Origin of the sequence: Corynebacterium sp. 13CS0277, assembly GCF_002994655.1 — a bacterium.
In the GTDB taxonomy this organism is placed as follows: domain Bacteria; phylum Actinomycetota; class Actinomycetes; order Mycobacteriales; family Mycobacteriaceae; genus Corynebacterium.
Genome location: NZ_PPDL01000001.1, coordinates 13,693 through 34,168 on the forward strand (window position 1 = coordinate 13,693; position 20,476 = coordinate 34,168).

Annotated in this window: 17 protein-coding genes; 12 read left to right on the forward strand and 5 right to left on the reverse strand. The window is 67.8% G+C overall.

The genetic code is table 11. From position 1 onward, the window contains the following. Nucleotides 1-366 precede the first annotated feature (366 nt). The gene (clcA, locus tag C1Y63_RS00075; protein ID WP_233195498.1) at nucleotides 367-1,800 is read right to left on the reverse strand and encodes a H(+)/Cl(-) exchange transporter ClcA; all 1,434 of its coding nucleotides are present in this window, start codon (nucleotides 1,798-1,800) and stop codon (nucleotides 367-369) included. A gap of 165 nt (nucleotides 1,801-1,965) precedes the next feature. Beyond that, nucleotides 1,966-2,835 carry a LysR family transcriptional regulator gene (locus tag C1Y63_RS00080; RefSeq protein WP_106014426.1) on the reverse strand — a complete coding sequence of 290 codons (870 nt, stop codon included), beginning with the start codon at nucleotides 2,833-2,835 and terminating at the stop codon, nucleotides 1,966-1,968. 79 nt (nucleotides 2,836-2,914) lie between these two features. Between C1Y63_RS00080 and C1Y63_RS00085 the strand changes: the two genes are divergently transcribed. Together C1Y63_RS00085 and C1Y63_RS00090 are read left to right on the forward strand one after the other, a co-directional pair. Then, a complete protein-coding gene (locus C1Y63_RS00085) occupies nucleotides 2,915-3,829 on the forward strand; it encodes an EamA family transporter (RefSeq protein ID WP_106014427.1) in 915 nt (304 codons plus the stop codon). 244 nt (nucleotides 3,830-4,073) lie between these two features. Beyond that, nucleotides 4,074-4,652, forward strand: a complete 579-nt coding sequence (locus C1Y63_RS00090) for a nitroreductase family protein (RefSeq protein ID WP_106014428.1) — start codon at nucleotides 4,074-4,076, stop codon at nucleotides 4,650-4,652. Nucleotides 4,653-4,752: 100 nt separating this feature from the next. Here C1Y63_RS00090 and C1Y63_RS00095 read toward each other — a convergent pair whose 3' ends face one another. The 3 genes from C1Y63_RS00095 to C1Y63_RS00105 form a co-directional block, all read right to left on the reverse strand. Next, nucleotides 4,753-6,198, reverse strand: coding sequence for an exonuclease domain-containing protein (locus C1Y63_RS00095; protein ID WP_106014429.1), 1,446 nt, complete (start codon nucleotides 6,196-6,198; stop codon nucleotides 4,753-4,755). Between the two features lie 107 nt (nucleotides 6,199-6,305). Beyond that, the gene (glgX, locus tag C1Y63_RS00100; protein ID WP_106014430.1) at nucleotides 6,306-8,705 is read right to left on the reverse strand and encodes a glycogen debranching protein GlgX; all 2,400 of its coding nucleotides are present in this window, start codon (nucleotides 8,703-8,705) and stop codon (nucleotides 6,306-6,308) included. Nucleotides 8,706-9,082: 377 nt separating this feature from the next. Then, nucleotides 9,083-9,772 carry a TetR/AcrR family transcriptional regulator gene (locus tag C1Y63_RS00105; RefSeq protein ID WP_146128808.1) on the reverse strand — a complete coding sequence of 230 codons (690 nt, stop codon included), beginning with the start codon at nucleotides 9,770-9,772 and terminating at the stop codon, nucleotides 9,083-9,085. Between the two features lie 379 nt (nucleotides 9,773-10,151). Between C1Y63_RS00105 and C1Y63_RS00110 the strand changes: the two genes are divergently transcribed. From C1Y63_RS00110 to priA, 10 genes are all read left to right on the forward strand, one after another. After that, on the forward strand, nucleotides 10,152-10,835 hold the full coding sequence (locus tag C1Y63_RS00110) for a hypothetical protein (protein ID WP_106014432.1): 684 nt from the start codon (nucleotides 10,152-10,154) through the stop codon (nucleotides 10,833-10,835). Between the two features lie 416 nt (nucleotides 10,836-11,251). Next, nucleotides 11,252-12,286, forward strand: a complete 1,035-nt coding sequence (gene bioB / locus C1Y63_RS00115) for a biotin synthase BioB (protein WP_106014433.1) — start codon at nucleotides 11,252-11,254, stop codon at nucleotides 12,284-12,286. A gap of 88 nt (nucleotides 12,287-12,374) precedes the next feature. Then, nucleotides 12,375-12,632: a hypothetical protein gene (locus tag C1Y63_RS00120; protein ID WP_106014434.1), complete on the forward strand. Its 258-nt coding sequence runs from the start codon at nucleotides 12,375-12,377 to the stop codon at nucleotides 12,630-12,632. 157 nt (nucleotides 12,633-12,789) lie between these two features. Further along, nucleotides 12,790-13,350, forward strand: a complete 561-nt coding sequence (locus C1Y63_RS00125; protein ID WP_106014435.1) for a hypothetical protein — start codon at nucleotides 12,790-12,792, stop codon at nucleotides 13,348-13,350. 296 nt (nucleotides 13,351-13,646) lie between these two features. Next, a complete protein-coding gene (gene hisD / locus C1Y63_RS00130) occupies nucleotides 13,647-14,990 on the forward strand; it encodes a histidinol dehydrogenase (RefSeq protein ID WP_106014436.1) in 1,344 nt (447 codons plus the stop codon). Between the two features lie 139 nt (nucleotides 14,991-15,129). Then, nucleotides 15,130-16,245 carry a histidinol-phosphate transaminase gene (locus C1Y63_RS00135; RefSeq protein WP_233195504.1) on the forward strand — a complete coding sequence of 372 codons (1,116 nt, stop codon included), beginning with the start codon at nucleotides 15,130-15,132 and terminating at the stop codon, nucleotides 16,243-16,245. Nucleotides 16,246-16,372: 127 nt separating this feature from the next. Then, a complete protein-coding gene (gene hisB / locus C1Y63_RS00140; protein ID WP_106014437.1) occupies nucleotides 16,373-16,996 on the forward strand; it encodes an imidazoleglycerol-phosphate dehydratase HisB in 624 nt (207 codons plus the stop codon). Between the two features lie 277 nt (nucleotides 16,997-17,273). After that, nucleotides 17,274-18,749 (forward strand): MFS transporter, encoded by a 1,476-nt coding sequence (locus tag C1Y63_RS00150; protein ID WP_106014438.1) that lies wholly within the window; start codon nucleotides 17,274-17,276, stop codon nucleotides 18,747-18,749. 112 nt (nucleotides 18,750-18,861) lie between these two features. Next, complete coding sequence (gene hisH, locus C1Y63_RS00155) at nucleotides 18,862-19,497, forward strand: imidazole glycerol phosphate synthase subunit HisH (protein WP_106014439.1); 636 nt, start codon at nucleotides 18,862-18,864, stop codon at nucleotides 19,495-19,497. A gap of 100 nt (nucleotides 19,498-19,597) precedes the next feature. After that, nucleotides 19,598-20,350: a bifunctional 1-(5-phosphoribosyl)-5-((5-phosphoribosylamino)methylideneamino)imidazole-4-carboxamide isomerase/phosphoribosylanthranilate isomerase PriA gene (gene priA, locus C1Y63_RS00160; RefSeq protein ID WP_106014440.1), complete on the forward strand. Its 753-nt coding sequence runs from the start codon at nucleotides 19,598-19,600 to the stop codon at nucleotides 20,348-20,350. Nucleotides 20,351-20,476: the final 126 nt, after the last annotated feature.

The following is a 20,476-nucleotide window of genomic DNA, read 5'->3' on the forward strand; positions in this document are numbered from 1 at the left end:
TCACCCACCGCCGCACCTGGGGCGTGGGTGCGGCGGCGTGACCGGGGGATGAGTGTTGGGGTGTCGTGTGGGGATCCGATGAGGTCGCCCCGGGGCCACAAGAAATGAAGAACCGGATTGAGGGGCCTACACACCGGGGGTCATGGTCACATCGGGTGGATGCTGGAATGCCGCAGCAGGCGTCGGCCCTCATCCCGCCCCGCTCTCACGTGAAGCAATACCCCTCTCACACGACAGGGGTGTTCCGGTCTTTCAAGATCTGTCGACGTTGCGGTGACGTGGTGACAGGGTGTGGGGCACCGTGGGTGTTCTCACTGCTGGGGGAGGGGAAGATTGTCCCTTCGTTGGTTGAGCCGCGCTCTGGGGCTATACGGTGGGCGCGGTGGGGCACCCCACCAGAGGGCCGCCGGGGGTTTCGGAGTGCTGCGCCTGCGCCCGCTCTGAGCGCTCCGCCAGCGCATCGTAAATGGGGGCGCTGCGCAGCACCATCGCCACGAAGACTGCCACGGCGCACGCGCCGAGCATCGGTGGCAGGACGGTGACCGACCCGGTCATCTCGGTGGCGAGAATGATCCCGGTCAGTGGTGCGCGGACCGTCGCCGCGAAAAACGCCGCCATGCCCACCAGCGCTAGGGCTTGGGGTTCGGGGAAGGCTTGGGGCAGCAGTTGTTGGCCGATGATGCCCACTAGCAGGCCCACGCTGGAGCCCATCACCAGCATGGGGGCGAACAACCCGCCCGGTGTGCACGCCGCATAGGAGACCACTCCGAGGACGAAACGCACCGCCACGATGATCAGGAGTGCCCTCACTGTTGCCTCGCCACTGAGGGCGGCTTGCGTGAGCGGGTCACCGCCGCCGACCAGGTGCGGGGAGATGACAGCCACGCAGGCGATGGCAGCGCCGATGATTCCGGCCCGTGCTTCGGCGGGAAGCGTCGAGGCGTCGACCATCCTCAAGGCTTTCATGATCGATGTGTTGTAGAACGCCCCCAGTAGCCCGACGATGACACCGATCAGGGCGTAGGCGGGAACGTGCCGCAAGGAGGGTGTCATGAGTTCTGGGACGTGGAATTCGTCGCCGTGGAGGAAAAACTGTGCCACCCCGAAGGCGGAGGCACTGGCCATCAGTGTGGCCAGGGTGGTGCGGGCGTCGAAACGTTTGAGGAGTTCTTCCAGTACGAAGACCCCGCCGGCGATGGGGGCGTTGAAGGTTGCCGCCAGTCCCGCCGCAGCCCCAGAGGCAATGAGGGTGCGCATGTCTGTGTCGTTGCGGCGCAGCGCACGGGAAACCATCATGGCGATGCTGCCGCCCATTTGCACGCTGGGGCCTTCGCGGCCCAGCGCCAGACCAGAGCCGATCGACAGCACACCGCCGACAAACTTCACCGGCAAGAGGCGGAAATGCCCAAGGGTGCCTTGCTTGGCCACCACCGCTTCCACGCGGGGGATGCCGCTGCCTTCTGCTGTGGGTTCGACGCGCCGAACCAACCAGGCGGCCGTTGCGGTCATTGCCGCGCTAGCCGCGATGATGGCCAGCATCCCCACAATGCCGTGCGTGTCTTGCCAGGCCAGCGCCGCGTCGCGGTGGCGGTCGACCCATTGCAAAGACAGTTTGAAGGCCATGGCTAGTCCGCCGGTGACGATGCCGACGATTAACGCGGCGATCATGAAGAGGGTGAACGATGTCACCGATTCGCTTCCCCTGTGGCCTAGGGGGAATCGTGCGCGCAGGCGCGCAACTAGTGCGACCATGATGCTTTGCCCGTCTCGAAGCGACAGTGAGTGGGTACGGTTGCCCATTCTACGGTGTTCACAGGCACGCACGGTGGCCAGTTGCCTGCGCACTCAGGCGTGCACTCAGCGCATTGCTGGATGTACACGACTGGAAAGGATCACAGCCATCGATACTTGAGGGCATGGCGCTGAACCTTCGGTGCAGGGTGGCAGGGGCGGTGCGCCGGGGTGCTAGTGGGTGTCAGCGACGGTGAGCAAGGCGGTGCAGGCGGGGGTGGGGTTGAAATCATTCCAGGCGAGGTACTCCACGCGCCGTGGGCCGTTGATGACGGATTGAAGGATCAGTTGCGTGCCGTGGGGCACCACTTTTTCTGACAAAAATCCGATGGCGAGCCCGTGGCGGATGAGCCCGAGGAACAGGTCGGTGGTGGTGGCTTCGAAGGCGACCGTGCGGTGAAGGCCCGCTGCGTGGAATGCGTGGTCGGTTTGGGCGCGGCCGGCGCTGCCGGCGGGGAAGTCGACGAAGGTTTCTTCGCTCAAATCGGCCAGGGTGATGCGTTGCCTGCCCGCGAGGCGGTGGTGGGCGGGCAGGACTAGGGCGAGGTCTTCGCGGTTGAGTTCACGCGCGGCCACGCCGCGGGGTGGGGAGTTTTCTGCCAGCCCCACAAAGGCCACATCAACGACGCCTTGCTTGACTGCGGCCACCAACTCCTCGCTCCCGCCATCACGCAGACATACCTGCACGTCCGGATAGGCAGCGTGAAACCGGGTCAGCAGGTGCGGGATGTCGACTGCGGTGGGGGTGGGGATGACCCCGATGGTGAGCGTGCCGCGCACGAGCCCTTGCGCGGCCGCCGCGTCGACTCTGGCGCGCTCGGCGGCATCCAGGCTGGCGCGGGCCCCTGCGATGAAGGCCTCGCCTGCCGGGGTGAGTTCTACGCGGCGGGGTGTACGGGCAAAGAGCTTGACGCCGAGTTCCTGTTCGAGGTCTTTAATGCTGTGGCTGAGGGCGGATTGCACGACGAAGCAGCGGGCGGCGGCCCGGGTGAAGCTGTGTTCTTCCGCGACGGCGATGGCATACCGCATGTGCTGCAAATCCATACACCCATGATTCTTGCTCATGACTGTGATGACAAATATGTGTTGGACTCATGCTGCTTGTACGCGCAGGATGGTCATCATGACAACAACGACACCACCGTCGAACCGGCCAACCTTGGGGACGAGTGATGCGCCCCAGGTGGGGTGGATCCTGGTCACCGCACTGGTGCCCATCGTGTGGGGAACGACCTATATCGTCACAACCCACCTGCTTCCCCCAGGGCATCCCCTGTTTGCGGCGTTGATGCGGACGCTGCCGCCGGGGCTCATTGCGGTGGCCCTGTCCCGCCAGCTACCACGGGGGCAGTGGTGGCTGAAAAGCTTGGTGCTGGGCACGCTGAACATGGCGGCGTTTTTTCCTCTGCTGTTTGTGGCGGCACAAAAACTTCCCGGCGGTGTTGCCGCAACCCTCGGTGCCATTCAGCCGATGGTGGTAGCGGTCCTGGCGGTCGTGGTCCTTCACGACAAGCTCTCTTTGTGGCGACTGCTGTGGGGTGCGGTCGGGATGATAGGTGTGGGCATGGTGGTTGTGGGCCCTGATGCGGCCCTTGATCCCATCGGCATTGTCGCGGGCCTTGCGGGGGCGGTGTCCATGGGGGCGGGTGTTGTTCTCACTAAGAAGTGGGGCAAACCCGACAATGTCAGCCCTCTGGGCCTGGCAGGCTGGCAGCTAACTGCGGCGGGCGTGGTCCTCCTCGTGCCAGCGCTGGTGTTCGACGGTGTGCCCCCGACAATCGATGCGCGCGGCTGGGCGGGGTACGCCTGGCTGGGGCTTGTCGGCGCGCTGCTGACGTACACGATCTGGTTTGCAGGGATCCGCCGGTTGCCTGTCACCCCGACGGCGCTGCTGGGTCTGTTGTCGCCGCTGACTGCGGCGCTGTTGGGTGTGTTGATCGCGGGTGAGTCGCTGACGCCGCTTCAGCTGGTGGGTTTTGTTGCCGCGTTGACGGCGTTGGTGGCAGGCCAGCTTCCCGGCCCACGGCGGCGGAACTGACTCACGGCCAAACCCCCGCCAGGTTCCAGGTGATGGTTGGCACGACACGACCATCGCGCAAGAGTCAGTTGGGCCGGTGCATCACGCACAACACCTCGATCCGTGACGGGACGACCCCATACAGGGGCGCGTTGGTGAGGCCCCACGCCTTAACAACGCGCGGTCGATGCGCCCGGGAGAATAGGTGGGGCTATGGGTGGATTGGATGAAGCAATGACAATCAAACAATCAAGGAGAACACGTCATGAACGTCTATGACGCAATTGCCCGCCGTCGCGCATCGCGCGACTACACCGACGAGCCCATCGCCGATGCGGTCATCGATCGGGTGGTTTCTGCCGCGCTGGAAGCGCCCAGCGCTTTTAATTTGCAGCTGCGCGACGTGGTGGTGGTTCGCGATCCCGCCACGAAGCAGGCACTGACGCAGTCGTCGGGGCAGCCGCAGTTCGCCGCCGCCGACACGGTGTTGGTGTTCGTCGCCCGCATCGAAGCCCTGCCGGAGGATGCACACGAGATCCTGCCCGCCGACTACCTTGCCCGCGTGGAGACAACGAAGTCCGGCCTGCCGCGGCAGGTCTTGAGGGAGCAAGCGATGACAGACGCGATGCTTGCCGCCGGTTTCGCCCTGGTCGCCGCCAGCGCCGAAGGGCTAGCCACGAGCCCCACCACGGGCTGGGATGAGGAGCAGGTCAAGGAGCTCATCGGTGTGGGCGGCCGCGCGGATCGCGGCGTTGGTTTGGTGCTGGCCATGGGGCACCCCGCCACCGCGCCGGTGCACCCGGGCCGCCAGGCCTCCCGCCGTGTGGAGGAGCGCTACCACTGACCACCCTGGGCAGCCGCCAGCTCAGGGCACCCCATGAAGCACCTGGTGGTCCCGGCCGGCGGGGTGCGGGAGGGGCGGCCGCACTGGGGGAGGCCGTGCATTAGAACGGAGGGGTCAGGTCCTCCGGGGTAAAACCGGAATCCTCCAGGGCAGGTGTTGCCGCCAGCGCGGCAGCAGCCTCGGGGAACTGCGCTAGAGTACCCAGCAGCTCGTCTGCGGACAGCAAGTGGATCTCCTGTCCCTTGGCGATGAGCTCCTCGGCGCGCTTCTGCTTCGTGGTGATGCCCTCCCAGGTGCCGAGGACCAGCATGGTGGTTTTCTTCGTGACGTTTTTGGCGACCTGCCCGCCCAGGGCTGCCACCTGCGCCCACAGCTGGCCCTTGTCGTGCTCGCCGAAGTCCCCAGAGAACACCACCACGTGGCCGACGAAGGGGGAGCCTTCCGGCGGGGTCGGGTTCGGCTCCGGAATGACGTCCGGCGTGCGGGCCTTGCGCCACTGGGGTGCCCGCCGGCGGGTGGACGTGCGGGGAGCTGCGGATGTCTCCTGACTTGCGGCCGCAGCTCCCGCGAGCGGTGCCAGCCCGAGGGCTGCGCGCTGCGCGGGAATGTCCGCCCCACTGGCGGCCGCCTGCACGTGAGTGACGTGCTCGGCGGTGACTTCTCCGAGGGTGAAACCCCGGGTGTGGAAGTAGTCCACCGCGCTCCCCGTGAAGTCTTCGCGGCGTGCCAGCCGGATGAAGATTTCGGCGCAGGCGATCGCGTCGGCCTCCGCATCGTGGTGGTGCGCCAGATCAATCCCGAGGGCTTCGGTCATGGGCTTGAGCCCATTGCGAACCTGCCCGACGTTGGTGGCCTTCGCGAGAGCCACCGTGCAGGCGGTACGGAAGGGCACCAGATCGATGCCCGCGGCCTCGGCGGCGCGCTGCACGGCGGTGCCATCGAACTGTACGTAGTGGCTCACCACAATGTCTTCGCCGATGAACGCGCGCGCCTGCTCCCACACCTCGGCGAAGGTGGCAGCGTCCGCCACGTCCTCGGGGCGGATGCCGTGGATGGCGATGTTGCCTTCCTCGAACACATCGAGGTGGGCCGGGGGCTGGCACAGCCAGCTGGCGGTTTCCGTCACCCGGCCGTCGACGACGCGGGCGAGACCCACCTGGCAGATGGAGCCGTTGTCGGCGTTCGCGGTCTCCACGTCGAGGGCGACGAAATCCAGCCCCGGGATCTTCGGCCCCGTGGACAGCACATCACTGTCGACCAGCAGCGGGGCGGAGCCTCCGTCGAGCAGCTGCTGCAGCTCCTCGGCGACCTGGGCTGCCTGGGTGGCGCGCCCCGGCGCGAAGACGATGTCCACGTCTGCACCGTCAAGGTGCACGGTGCCGCTGACGAGCGCGGTCGGCGGGTGCAGGCGCACCCCCGTGATATCGCTCAAGGGGACCCGCTGGGTGGTGGCCCCCAGGCTGGATTGCAGCGGGGAGGGCACCAGGTGCAAGGTGTTGTCACTACGGGTGACAGAGATGGTGCTGCCGTGGGCGGAAACAGACATGCCGGTTAGTTTAGCGCCTGCCCCGAATCGGCCCCTGACGGCGCACACCGCACCCCAGCCCGTGTGCGGCGTGGTGCGGTGTGATGGCGAGGGGAGCCGGGAGCGCTCTAGTAGGCGCTATCGTCGCGGAGATACTCGTCGTCCGCCAGCTCCACTGGGCTGACGGCCTCGCCGGCCGGACGGGCGGGCCGGGGCGCAGGGGTGTGCGCCTGGGCGGCATCCGAGGCCATCTTCTCCCGCATGACGGCGGCCTGATCCTCCGACATGTCGATGGTCGTGACCTGCTGGGCGGCCGACTCCGGCGGGGCGGTGTCGACGACGTCTTCCTCCAGGTCGGTGCTCGCCTCAAACACGGGCGGCTCCAGCTGCTTCAAAATCACCGTGGAGCGGGCCGGTACGACGATACGCCCGCCGGCATCGACAACCGTGTCCTGCAGGGGGTAACCGGTCTCCTCGGTGGTGTCGACGATCATCTTCCAGCTTTGGCCGAAACGCTTCGACGGCAGTGTGAACTCCAGCGCCTCGTAGTGGGCGTTGAAACACAGGATAAAACTGTCGTCGGTGATGCGCTCACCACGGGAGTCGGTCTCCACGATGGCGTCGCCGTTGAGGTACACCATGAGCGACTTGCCGAAGGTGAAGTCCCAGTCGGACTGGGTCATCAGCTTGCCGGAGGGCACCAGCCACGCAATATCGCGGTTCGAGTGCTCGTCGTCGCCCAGGGGGCCGCCGGCGAGGAAGCGGCGCCGGCGGAACACCGGGTGGTTGGCGCGGATGCGCAGCAGCCGCTTGGTGAACGCCACGAGGCTGGCGTTGGATTCGGCCTGCCGCCAGTCCATCCACGACAGGGTGGAGTCCTGGCAGTAGACGTTGTTGTTGCCGAGCTGGGTGCGGCCCATCTCGTCGCCGTGGGCAATCATCGGGGTGCCCTGGCTGAGCAGCAGGGTGGTGAGGAAGTTGCGGCGCTGCTGCGCGCGCAGCTTGACGATGTCCGGGTCGTCGGTGGGGCCCTCGACGCCGCAGTTCCAGGAGCGGTTGTGGCTTTCGCCGTCGCGGCCGCCCTCCCCGTTGGCGTCGTTGTGCTTGTTGTTGTAGCTCACCAGGTCGTTGAGGGTGAAGCCGTCGTGGGCGGTGACGAAGTTAATCGACGCCGTGGGGCGGCGCCCGTTGTTGGCGTAGAGGTCCGAGGACCCGGTGATGCGGGAGGCGAACTCGCCGAGGGTGGCGGGCTCGCCGCGCCAGAAGTCACGCACGGTGTCGCGGTACTTGCCGTTCCACTCGGTCCACAGCGGCGGGAAGTTGCCCACCTGGTAGCCGCCCTCGCCGACGTCCCAGGGCTCGGCGATGAGCTTGACCTGGCTGACGACCGGGTCCTGCTGCACGAGGTCGAAGAATGCGGAGAGCTTATCGACGTCGTGCAGTTCGCGCGCCAGGGTGGAGGCCAGGTCGAAGCGGAAGCCGTCGACGTGCATCTCGGTCACCCAGTAGCGCAGCGAGTCCATGATGAGCTGCAGGGTGTGCGGGTGCCGGACGTTGAGGGAGTTGCCGGTGCCCGTGTAGTCCATGTAGTACTGCTTGTCGCCGTCGACGAGGCGGTAGTAGGCGGCGTTGTCGATGCCGCGGAACGCGATTGTGGGGCCCAGGCGGTTACCTTCGGCGGTGTGGTTGTACACCACGTCGAGGATCACCTCGATGCCTTCCTCGTGGAAGGAGCGCACCATCTTCTTGAACTCGCTGACGGCACCACCCGGGGTGGTGGAGGCGGCGTAGTCGTGGTGGGGTGCGAGGAAGCCGAAGGTGTTGTAGCCCCAGTAGTTGCGCAGGCCCAGTTCGCGGAGGCGGTCGTCCTGCAGGAACTGGTGCACCGGCATGAGCTCAATGGCGGTCACGCCTAAGTCTTTGAGATAGGAGATAATCGCCGGGTGGGCGAGCCCCTCGTAGGTGCCGCGGAGCTCCTCCGGCACGTCCGGGTGCGTCATCGTCATGCCCTTGACGTGGGCCTCGTAGATGACAGTCTCGTGGTAGGGGGTGCGCGGCTGGCGGTCGTTGCCCCAGTCGAAGAAGGGGTTGATGACCACCGACAACATCGTGTGCCCGAGGGAATCCTCCGTGTTGCGCCCGTTGGGGTCCTCCGGGTTGGTGATGTCGTAGGAGAACAGGGAGGGGTGCCCGTCGAATTCGCCGTCGAAGGCCTTCGCGTAGGGGTCGACAAGGAGCTTCGAGGGGTCGCAGCGCAGGCCCTCCTGCGGGTTGTAGGGGCCGTGCACGCGGTAGCCGTAGCGCTGCCCGGGGCCCACCCCGGGCAGGTAACAGTGCCACGTATGGGCGTCGACTTCGTCGATGGGGATGCGGGTCTCCACCCCATCGCTGTCAATGAGGCACAGCTCCACGGCCTCGGCAACGTTAGAAAACAGCGCGAAATTCGTGCCGGCGCCGTCGTAGGTAGACCCCAAGGGGTAGGCCTCGCCGGGCCAAACTTGGTAGTTGTGCGACTTGTCGACTGTCATAACCCCTCATCCTACGTTTACTCGGCGCCAGTGGTGGGCCCGGGCCCACCCGTGTCGACTGCCGTCCCCGACCCCGCGGGGACGTCATCCCGCACCCCGCCCCACCCCCGTCATCTCACGATGTGGACGGCTGTGTGGGGGAAAACTCCTGGCTGTGTGCTCGCGGTGTGTGGCCCGCTCCCGGTTCGTCCTATCGGGTGGAATAGGTGCATCCGTGCGCATGAGTGGTGTGGATGTGGGGGAGTCGCCGCCGATGAAAAACGTCACATGCGCGTGGTTTCGCCTGCCACCAGTGTGGGCGATGTGCCGTTGCTGGCAGGCACGTGGGGCGCGGGGGAGGAGATCTGCCAAGGGCGCCCGCGGCGCGTGGCCGGCGGCTACTGGGCGCGCGCCGCGATGCCGGCGATGATGAGGTCCACCCCGTTGGAGACCGACTGGACGGCTGCCTCGAACGCGGCGCGGTAGGCCGCATCCGCCTGCTCCTGCGTGGGGGCCGGCTTCGTCGTGAACTGCGCCAGCCGCTGCCGGGACTGCTCGCCCACCGTGGAGCCCACCACGAAGTCCACCACCGTGGACGCCGCAATCCGGCGGGCCTTCTCGTCCGGCACGACATCTTGCAGCGGCAGGGCGCAGGCCTCCAGCACGCGGGAGTGCAGCTCCTCGTTTGCCAAGGCGGTGGCCACCACATCGGAGCCATCCGTCACCGTCAGCATGCAGGTGCGCAGGCACATCGCGCGGGTGCGCAGTGCCTCCTGCCAGTCCATGCCGTCCGTGTCGACCACGATCATGGTCTCCTCATCCGGCATCGCGAGACGATCGGTCTGCGTGCCGGCCGCCTGCGCCCCGTCATTGACGAGGAAACGCAAAGGGGCCGCGCCGATGAGCGGGCGCAGCAACTCCACGGCGATGCCGGCGAGCAGTGCCTGCTTATTCGGGAAATGCCAATACAGGGCGCCGGGGGCGACGCTCAGCTGCTTGGCGATGCGCCGCATAGTCGTATCCGCCAGGCCATATTCGTCGAGAATGGCAATCGCGGCGGTGAGGATGGTGGGGCGGGTCAGTTGCACGCCGACCAGCATACCGGGGTGGGCGACCGCGCTGCGGGAGCCGGTCGCCGTATCCCGGGGCGGCGGTGTGCGAGCAGCCGCGCGCAGGGCGCGTTCGCCGCGCGGGCTGGGGTGGTGATGGGGCTACCCCCACCGTGTGATGCGGCTGTGGAGCGCGCCATAGTGGCAGCTGGGTGCTGGCTGTGCGTGGCCGCAAAAGTCCTTGTGGAGTGGGGTGGGGGACCTGGGATTAGTAACGGGGCGGTGCTAGGGTGGGGACGTGTTGTGTGACAGGAACAACGGCCGCAGAACGCCTGCGGGCCCCTGTCGCCCAGATCATGACCCCTCGACGTCTTCCGTGTTTTGGAAACGATTCGTCCGGATTTAGGAGATAACAGACTTGACCTCTCGACAGACTTTCGTCCGCGCGACCGCTCTCGCGACCGTGATGCTCGCCCCGGTGGCCCTGACCGCTTGCGGCAGCAAGGACGACGAGGCGGCTGCGTCTTCCACCGCCCCGGCGACCAGCACCACGACCACCACCGCCACCGTGGCCCCCACCACCGAGGCTCCGACTTCTGAGGAAGCCCCCACCACGGAGGCCGCCCCGACTGAAGACAAGCCCGCCGAGGAGACCCCGGCCCCGGCTCCCGCGCCTGAGCAGCAGGAAGCTGCCCCGGTGCCGGTGCCCGGCGGCATCGACGTCAACAACATCCCCGTCGTCGAGCCGATCGCTGGCGGCCAGCCCGGCTCCGAGGCGGACGTCGCCCAGGTGCGCGGCATCATGGAGGCGCTGAACTCCGGTAAGACCACCCACGAGGTGTTCCGCAGCCTGCAGAACAACACCTGTACCCGCGTCCTCCAGGCCAACGGCCAGGACGGCCAGCTGGACCTCACCGAGATCCCCGATGTTCCGGTCACCATGCTGCCGAACTACCAGCCGAGCTCCATCGGTGAGATCACCGACGTCATGGTCGAGGGCGACGAAATGTCCGCCCAGGTCTCCACCGTCACCGGTGGCGAGACCCGCACCGGCACCGTCCGCTTCGCCCGCGAGGGTGGCCAGTGGAAGCTCTGCGACTAACGCACCCCACCGGCGCGTGATCCGCGTCCGGTACGTAGCCGGCTGCCCGGCGGCGCGACCGACGAGTCCTTTCCTCGTGGGTCTTGCGCCGCCGGGCACTGGCGCATTCAAGGGGTGGTTGAGATGCAGGGGCAGCAGGGGAGTGCCCTCCTTCGCTCATGGCGCAGGGAGCGGGGCTGCGTCCCATTCGGGCGGTGGGGGTAGATGGGGTGTGGGACACTGTCCGGAAAAGCCCAGTTGACGGGGCGGGGGTGGGGGCAATTACCCCCACAAGTGGTTGAACCCTGTTTAGTCGGTCGGTAGGTTGGGTAGCGCAGTACACCCGACTCCACCACGCCCACCCGCGCCGCCACCGTGCGCCCGCAGGTACCCGGCGTGGGGTGTCGACGCCGAAACACACACAAAGAAGGTTAGACGTGACCGCAGCCCAGCACGCCACCGCACTCGACACCCACGACCGCGACATCCTCGACCTCGCCCGCGAGAAGGTGCTTGGCACCGGCCAGGGCCTCAACCAGGAGGAAACCCTGCGGGTCCTGCAGCTCGGCGACGACCGCCTCGAGGAGCTGCTCGGCCTCGCCCACGAAGTCCGCCTCAAGTGGTGTGGCGAAGAAGTCGAGGTCGAGGGCATCATCTCCCTGAAGACCGGCGGCTGCCCCGAGGACTGCCACTTCTGCTCCCAGTCCGGCCTGTTCGAATCCCCCGTGCGCTCCGCGTGGCTGGACATCCCTGCCCTCGTCGAGGCCGCCAAGCAGACCGCCAAGACCGGCGCCACCGAATTCTGCATCGTCGCCGCCGTCAAGGGGCCCGACGAGAACCTCATGAGCCAGCTGGAGCAGGCCGTCGCCGCCATCAAGGCCGAAGTTGATATCCAGGTCGCGGCCTCCATCGGCATCCTCACCCAGGAGCAGGTCGACCGGCTGGCCGCCGCCGGCGTGCACCGCTACAACCACAACCTGGAAACCGCGCGCTCCTTCTTCCCCAACGTCGTCACCACCCACACCTGGGAGACGCGCCGCGAAACCCTCCGCATGGTCAAGGAAGCCGGCATGGAGGTGTGCTCCGGCGGCATCCTCGGCATGGGTGAGACCCTCGAGCAGCGCGCCGAGTTCGCCGCCGACCTGGCCGCCCTGGAGCCGGACGAGGTGCCGATGAACTTCCTCGACCCCCGCCCCGGCACCCCCTTCGCCGACTACGAGGTCATGGAGACCGCCGACGCGCTGCGCGCCATCGGCGCCTTCCGCCTCGCACTGCCGAAGACCATCCTGCGTTTCGCCGGCGGCCGCGAGCTCACCCTCGGCGACCTCGGCGCCGAGCAGGGCCTGTTGGGCGGCATCAACGCCATTATCGTCGGCAACTACCTCACCACCCTCGGCCGCCCCCAGGAGCAGGACCTGGAGATGATGGGCAAGCTGCGCCTGCCCATCAAGGCACTGAACGCCACCGTCTAACGACACCGCACGCCCCCGGTGCCCCGCGTGCCGGGGTGTGCGCTGCCCTTCTTGTTGTTTTCGTTGACCGTGTGTGAAGAAGACCTCCATGAAAATCCCCGACAGTGACGAACTCCTGGTCGCCATGGTGACCGGCGAACCGCCCGTCTACCACCCCAACACGGGGCAACAGATCGCCGACGGTGTGGAGATTAAACTCTCCCCGTCCGCCCGCGCAGGACTCGAAGCGCCCCGCTTCTGCCAGCTGTGCGGCCGCCGCATGGTCGTCCAGGTCCGCCCCGACGGCTGGGATGCGGTGTGCTCCCGCCACGGGCAGGTGGACTCCACCTACCTCGGGCAACGCTAGCCCTAGGCCGCCTAGCCCCGGGCGCGCGCCCGTCGCTACTCGTACTCTCACCCCGCTGCGCGGCTTCAGTCGCCGGCGGGGTGCGCTGCGTTCTGAAGCATCGGGCGGCGCACGGGCGGTGAGCCGAGAAGTGGAACAGGGTTTAAGATTTCCAACCATGAGCCCCGCAACCCCTGTAGCCCCCGCAGCGCCCCGCGGCCGCCGCCCCCGCGCCGACCACGCGCGCCGCCAGCTCGCCCGCGAACTGCTGCGCGTCGGCCTGGTGCTGATGCTGGCATACCTTGGCGTGGGCGGGGTGTGGGGTGCCCTGGTGCCCTCCCTCCACAGTGACGGCACCTTCGTGGCCTACCCGGACACCGGGTGGCCGGACGTGGACGCCTGGTTCGCCTTCGTCATCGCCACGGGCCTGGTGGGCATCATCAGCGGTGTGGCCGTCGGCACCCGCCCCGCGTTCGCCACCAATCCCGTGAGCGTGTTCCTCATGGGGGCCTACACGTTCGGTTGCACGGCGGTCGCCTGGTTGGCGGGGGAGCAGGTGGCGCTGTGGCGCTACCCGACGCCGGAGGACGGTGCCGGTGAGATCTCCGCGCTGCTCTTCGTCAACCCGGGGATGGCTTATGCTTTTGCGCCGGCGATGGCGTGCCTGTCGATGTGGATCTACTTGGCGCTGCGCTACATCCAGGTCGGCACCGACGAGGACCTTAACGCGCAGACGTAGATTCCTTCTCACGGGGCCATGGTCGGGGGTGCAGTGCCGCCGGTGGCGCGGGGGAGTAGTGGGGCCGGGGTGGAGGTGGTGCCGCTACCCGCTAGACTGCATACTATTCGTCGCGCAGAATTCGGTGCCGCGCACCCCCGCTGCCCCCATCCAGGGGCAGCAAGTAGGACAGCCTGGTGCCGCGTGGCACGATCATGGTCGCCACACAGAAGTCTGTGCGCACCCCACCCGCAGTTGCTCCCCGCCGGCACCCCCGTGCGCGGCTCCACCCGAGGAAGAGGCTAAACACGTCCGCCATGTCTGAGACTCCGCTTGCCACGCTCGCCATCACTGACCTGCGAGGTACCACCCCCACCGTGAGCCAGCTGCGGCGCGCCCTGCCGCGCGGCGGCACCGACATCGACTCGGTGCTGCCCGTGGTCGCCCCCGTCGTCGAGGACGTCAAGCAGCGGGGCGTTGCAGCAGCACTGGACTACTGCGAGAAATTCGACCGGGTCCGCCCCGCCGCGGTGCGGGTGCCCGCCGATGTCATCGACGCCGCCCTCGACACCCTCAATCCGGAGGTCATCGCCGCCCTGGAGGAGGCGATCCGTCGGGTGCGCGCCGTGCACAGTGCCACCAAACCCACCGACACCAGCGTGACCGTGAGCGACGGCGGCGTGGTACGGGAGAAGTTCATTCCCATCTCCCGGGTCGGCCTGTACGTGCCGGGCGGCAACGCCGTGTACCCCTCCTCGGTCATCATGAACGTCGTCCCCGCCCAGGAAGCCGGCGTCGGTTCCCTCGTCGTCGCCTCCCCGCCGCAGGCCGACCACGGCGGCTGGCCGCACCCCACCATCCTCGCCGCGGCGAAACTGCTCGGGGTGGAGGAAGTGTGGGCCGTCGGTGGCGCCCAGGCGGTGGCGCTCATGGCCTACGGCGACGAGACCGGCGCCCCGGAGGAGCACCTCGTGCCCGTCGACATGATCACCGGCCCCGGCAACATTTTCGTCACCGCCGCCAAGCGGCTGTGCCGCTCCGTGGTGGGCATTGACTCGGAAGCCGGGCCGACGGAGATCGCGATCCTCGCCGACAACACCGCCGACCCGGTGTGCGTGGCCTACGACCTCATCAGCCAGGCGGAGCACGACGTGCTCGCCGCCAGCGTGCTGGTCACCGACTCCGAGGACCTGGCCCACGCAGTCCAGGCGGAGGTCGCGCAGCGCTACCAGGTGACCCTCAACGCCGACCGGGTCGCTGAGGCACTTACCGGCTCCCAGAGCGGCATCGTGCTCGTCGACGACCTCGAGGCCGGCATCCGCGTCGTCGACGCCTACGCCGCCGAGCACCTCGAAATCCACACCGCCGATGCCGAGGCCGTCGCGGAGCGCATCACCAACGCCGGCGCGATCTTCATCGGCCACTACTCGCCGGTGCCGCTCGGCGACTACGCGGCGGGCTCCAACCACGTGCTGCCCACCAGCGGCTCGGCGCGCTACAGCTCCGGGCTGTCCACGCACACCTTCCTCAAGGCGGTGCACATGATCTCCTACGACGAGGCCGCACTGAAAGACATCGCGGACACCGTGGTCACCCTCGCCGACGCGGAGCAGCTGCCCGCCCACGGCGAGGCGATCCGCGCCCGCTTTGAGACCCTCTAGCCCCTTTTGAAGCCCGCACCATCCCTTGCCCGTACCGCCGCGCGCGTACCGCGTGGGCGGCGGGTGCCCCACTGAAGAAAGCGTGGACCCCGAGTTGTCCGACCAGACCACCCAGCCCACCAGCCCGGCTCCCCGGCCCCTGGCGCACGCCACGACGCTGGCCGAGCTGCCGCTGCGCGAGGAACTGCGCGGCGAGCACGCCTACGGCGCACCCCAGCTCGATGTGCAGGTGCGGCTGAACACCAACGAAAACCCTTACGCCCCCTCCGAGGCCATCATCGAGGACTTCGTGGATCGGGTGCGCGAGGAAATGCGGGGGCTCAACCGCTACCCGGAGCGCGACGCCGAGGACCTGCGCCGGGCGCTGGCGGACTACATCACCACCCACACCGGGGTGCCCGTCACCCTCGACAACGTGTGGGCCGCCAACGGCTCCAACGAGGTGCTGCAGCAGCTACTGCAGGCCTTCGGTGGCCCCGGGCGCAGCGCGCTGGGTTTTACCCCCAGCTATTCGATGCACCCGATCCTGTCGAGTTCTACACACACGACGTTCCACGAGGTGCCGCGGGATGCGGCGCGTGGCTTCGCTATCGACGTCGATGCCGCGCTTAAGGCCATCGCCTCGCTGCAGCCCGACGTGGTGTTCCTCACGACGCCGAATAACCCCACCGGTGGGGCCACCCCTCTGGCGGATATTGAGGCCATCCTCGCCGCTGCCCCCGGCATCGTCATCGTCGACGAGGCCTACGCCGAGTTCGACGACAGCCCCTCCGCGGTGACCCTGCTGGAGAAGTACCCCACCCGCCTGGTGGTGTCCCGCACCATGAGCAAGGCCTTCGACTTCGCCGGCGGCCGCCTCGGGTACTTCGTTGCCGCACCCGCCTTTGTGGAGGCGGTGCTGCTGGTGCGGCTGCCGTACCACCTGTCCTCGCTGAGCCAGTTGGCGGCGACGGTGGCCCTGCAGCACAGTGACGACACCTTGGCCACCGTCGCGACCCTCGTTTCTGAGCGCGAGCGGGTCGCCGCCCGCCTGGCAGAACTCGGCTACGCCGTCATCGACTCCAAGTCCAATTTCATCTTCTTCGGGCACTTCGCCGACACGCACGCCACCTGGCAGCGCTTCCTCGACGATGGCGTGCTCATCCGCGACGTCGGCACCCCCGGCTACCTGCGCACCACCATCGGCCTGCCGGAAGAAAACGACGCCTTCCTCGCGGTGGCGGAACGCCTCGCCCGCGAGGCCACCACCTCCTAGGGAACACGCCACCTGCGTGGCACGCACTGCGCACGCGCAGGTGCCACATTCCCCGACATCCCCGCCTGTCACGCACGCCCGCGCCGGCGTGTGTGAGGGCACAGACGCGAAAGAACCCCGCACACTCATGACTGCTGTGACTCATCCTGACGCCCCGCGGCGCGCCCGCGTGGAGCGCACCACCAGTGAATCCTCCATCACCGTCGAGCTCAACCTCGATGGCTCTGGGGTGACCGATATTTCCACCGGGGTGCCGTTCTTTGACCACATGCTCACCGCCTTCGGCGCCCACGGCAGCTTCGACCTCACGGTGAAAGCCACCGGCGACACGCACATCGACGCCCACCACACGGTGGAGGACACCGCCATCGTCCTCGGCAGCGCTTTCGCGCAAGCACTCGGCACGAAGGCCGGCATTCGCCGCTTCGGATCCCAGCAGCTGCCCATGGACGAGACCCTCTGCGAGGCGATCGTTGATGTCTCCGGGCGGCCCTACTTCGTCATGAAGGGCGAGCCGGAGCAGATGCTCCACGCCGTCATTGGCGGCCACTATGCCACCGTCATCAACGAGCACTTCTTCGAAACTCTCGCGATGAACGCCCGCATCGCGCTGCACGTGCTGTGCCACTACGGGCGCGACCCGCACCACATCACCGAAGCCGAGTACAAGGCGGTCGCGCGCGCCCTGCGGCACGCCTGCGAACCCGACCCCCGAGTCACGGGCATTCCCTCCACCAAGGGCGCACTGTGATGCTGGAGCGCATTCCTTGGGCTTCGCTCGATGTGGTGGGCGGGGGTGGGGCCCGATTTGAAGCCGCCGGGGCAGTTATGACACCCTCAGCCACACACGCCCCCGGGCCCAGTGTGAGCGCCGGGGTGTATCTGCTGTTCGCGCTTTCCGGCCTTTGTGTCGGCGGGGCGTGGGCGGCCTACCAGGCAGGAAACAAACTCCTGGTGTTTGTGTCAGGTTTCCTGGCGGCCCTTGCCGGCGCCGCCGGAGTGTTGTGGATGATGGGAGCGATGAACTAGTGGCAACGAGGGCTCTGACCCGTGACCAACTCGAGCAGCTGGACAGCATGTGGAAGAGCCCCGGGTTTATTGCCACGCTCGTCGCTGTGGCCAGTGCGTTCGGCTCCTGGTCGATGCTGTTGCCGGTGGTGCCGCTGCACGTGCTGGGGCAGGGGGGAAGCGACGCCCTGGCGGGTGCGACGACCGGCATTTTCATGCTGTGCACGGTGCTTACCCAGATCGCCACCCCGCAGCTGCTGCGCCGCTTCGGCTACGTGCCGGTCATGGTTATCTCCGCGCTGCTGCTCGGGGTGCCGAGTGCCCTGTATGCCTTCTCCATCGCTCCGGTGCCGGTGCTGCTCATCTCCGGGATCCGTGGCGTGGGGTTCGGTGCACTCACCGTCGCCGAGTCCGCGCTCATCGCGGAGCTGGTGCCGATGCGCTTCCTCGGCAAGGCCTCCGGCATGCTGGGGCTGACCATCGGCCTCGTAGAGATGGCCTTCATGCCGCTGGGCATTTACCTCGCGAACACCTTCAGCTTCTCCGTCGTCTATGTCACCGGCAGCTTGATTGGTCTCGTCGCGGGCGTGATGTGCGCGTTCCTGCCCCGGATCAAGGCGGCTGAGACTGCGCCCGAAGAGTCGGCGTCGGCGGTGCCGGCGGCTGCCACCTGGAAGCTCGTCACCGTGCCCGCGGTGGCGATGTGCACGGCGGCGATGGGCTTCGGTGCGATCTCCTCCTTCCTCGCCGCCGCAGTCAAGGAGCAGGACCCCGCCACCGGTGCGGTCGTCGGCGGCCTGGTGCTCTCCGTCGTCGGCGGCGCCCAGATGCTGTCCCGCTACACCGCGGGTGTGATCGCGGACCGCCGCGCGGAGGCCGGCACCATGCTCATCGGCTCCCAGGTCCTTATCGCCGCAGGCCTGGGCATGATCGCCATTGTGCTGGCGCTGGGGCTCAGCCCCTGGCTCATGCTCGTTGCCGCCCTGCTCTTCGGCATCGGCTTCGGTGCCGGGCAGAACGAGGTGCTGTTGTTGATGTTCGCCCGCCTGCCGCGCAGCCGCGTCTCGGACGCCTCCGCACTGTGGAACATCTCCTTCGACTCGGGCACCGGGCTGGGCTCCGCCGTGCTGGGCGTCGTCGCCGGCCACCTGGCCTACACCGGCGCCTACACCACCGCCACCCTGCTCGTCGTCTTCGCGCTGCTGCTGGCCATCGCCGACAAGGTGGTGGGCCGCCACCGCATCGCTGAGCACAACAACACCCGCGCCCAGCTGCGCCGCGTGCCCGCCGCCCGTGCCGCCGTGCGCGGCACCCGCAGTGCTGCCCGCCGGGCCAAGGCCATGGGCAAAGCCGGGCTGTTTGCCTCCCAGTCGGCGGCGAAAGCGGTGTCGAAGGCCGGGAAACGCGCCCCGAAGATCGGGGTGGATGTGGCCCGCACCGCCACCCCTGGCCGGCGGACCGCGCGCCGCGCCACCGAGCCCGGGGCGCAGGACTAACCCCACCCCCGCAGGCCGCGCACCCCGGGTGGGGGAGTACACCCCGGGTGGGTGCGGTGGGGTGCCGGGTGGATGTGCCCCCACGGGCGCGCTGCCACTAGCATGGTGAACCATGGCAAAAACAGTGGCCCTCCTTGACTACGGTTCCGGCAACATCCGCTCCGCACAGCGCGCCCTTGAACGCGCCGGCGCAGACGTCACCGTCACCCGCGATCCCGGCATCGTGCTCGCCGCCGACGGGCTCCTCGTCCCCGGCGTGGGTGCCTTCGGGGCCTGCATGGAGGGGCTGAAAGCCGTCCATGGCGACCGCATGATTGGTGAACGGCTCGCCGGCTCCCGGCCCGTCATGGGCATCTGCGTCGGCATGCAGATCCTCTTCGAGCACGGCGTCGAGCACGGCGTCGACGCCGCCGGCTGTGGCGAATGGCCCGGCACGGTCGAAAAGCTCCGCGCCCACGTATTGCCGCACATGGGGTGGAACACCGTCGAGCCCCCGGCCGGCTCGCAGATGTTTGCAGGGTTGAGCCCCGAGGAACGGTTCTACTTCGTGCACTCCTACGGGGTGATGAATTGGGAGTTCGTCGACGACGGGCTCACCACCCCGCCGGCGGTGACGTGGGCTACCCACGAGGATTGCCGCTTCGTTGCCGCCGTCGAAAACGGCCCCCTGTGGGCGACCCAGTTCCACCCGGAGAAGTCCGGCGATGCTGGCGCCCAGTTGCTGCGCAACTGGCTCGACACCCTGTAGCTGATGCGGCGGGCGGGGCCGCAGAACCCCGCCGGCGCGTGTCTTTCCTGTCATCCACTGTCTCGGTTTCCTTCGTATCTTTTAAGGTTTTTCTTCGACGATGAACACCTCCTCTTTCACCCTGCTGCCCGCCGTCGACGTCGTGGGCGGGCAGGCCGTCCGCCTCAACCAGGGCGAAGCCGGTAGCGAAAAGGTTTACGGCTCTCCTCTGGAGATGGCGCTGGAGTGGCAGGCGCAGGGCGCGCAGTGGCTCCACTTCGTCGACCTCGACGCCGCATTCAACCGGGGCTCCAACCACGAGCTCATGGCGGAGATCACCGGCGCACTCGACATCGCGGTGGAACTCACCGGCGGCATCCGCGACGACGCCTCCCTGGAGCGGGCCCTGGCCACCGGGGCGCAGCGCGTCAACATCGGCACCGCCGCCCTGGAGAAGCCCGAGTGGATCGCCCAGGCGATCGCCACCTACGGCGACAAGATTGCCGTCGACATTGCCGTCCGGCTCGAGGATGGCGAGTGGCGCACCAAGGGCAACGGGTGGGTGAGCGACGGGGGCGACCTGTGGGAGGTCGTCGAACGCCTCGACGCCGCCGGCTGCGCCCGCTTCGTGGTCACCGATGTGTCGAAGGACGGCACCCTGAGCGGGCCGAACATTGACCTGCTGCGCGACGTGGCGGCCGCCACCGACGCCCCGGTCGTCGCCTCCGGGGGGATTTCTTCCCTTCAGGACGTGCTGGCTGTCGCCCAGTACCGGCAGGAGGGCATCGACTCCGTCATCATCGGCAAGGCCCTCTACGAGCACCGCTTCACTCTCCGCGAAGCCCTCGACGCCGTCGCCGCCCAGCAGGCGTAGCCGCTACCAGCCCCCGCACGGCAGGGGCGTGCGGGAGTAGTCTGTGAACAATCAGGCATCGCCGCCCTGTGCCTGCCCGGCACCGTGCGCCCCTCGCACCCACGACTGCCACGCCGAGGACCATTC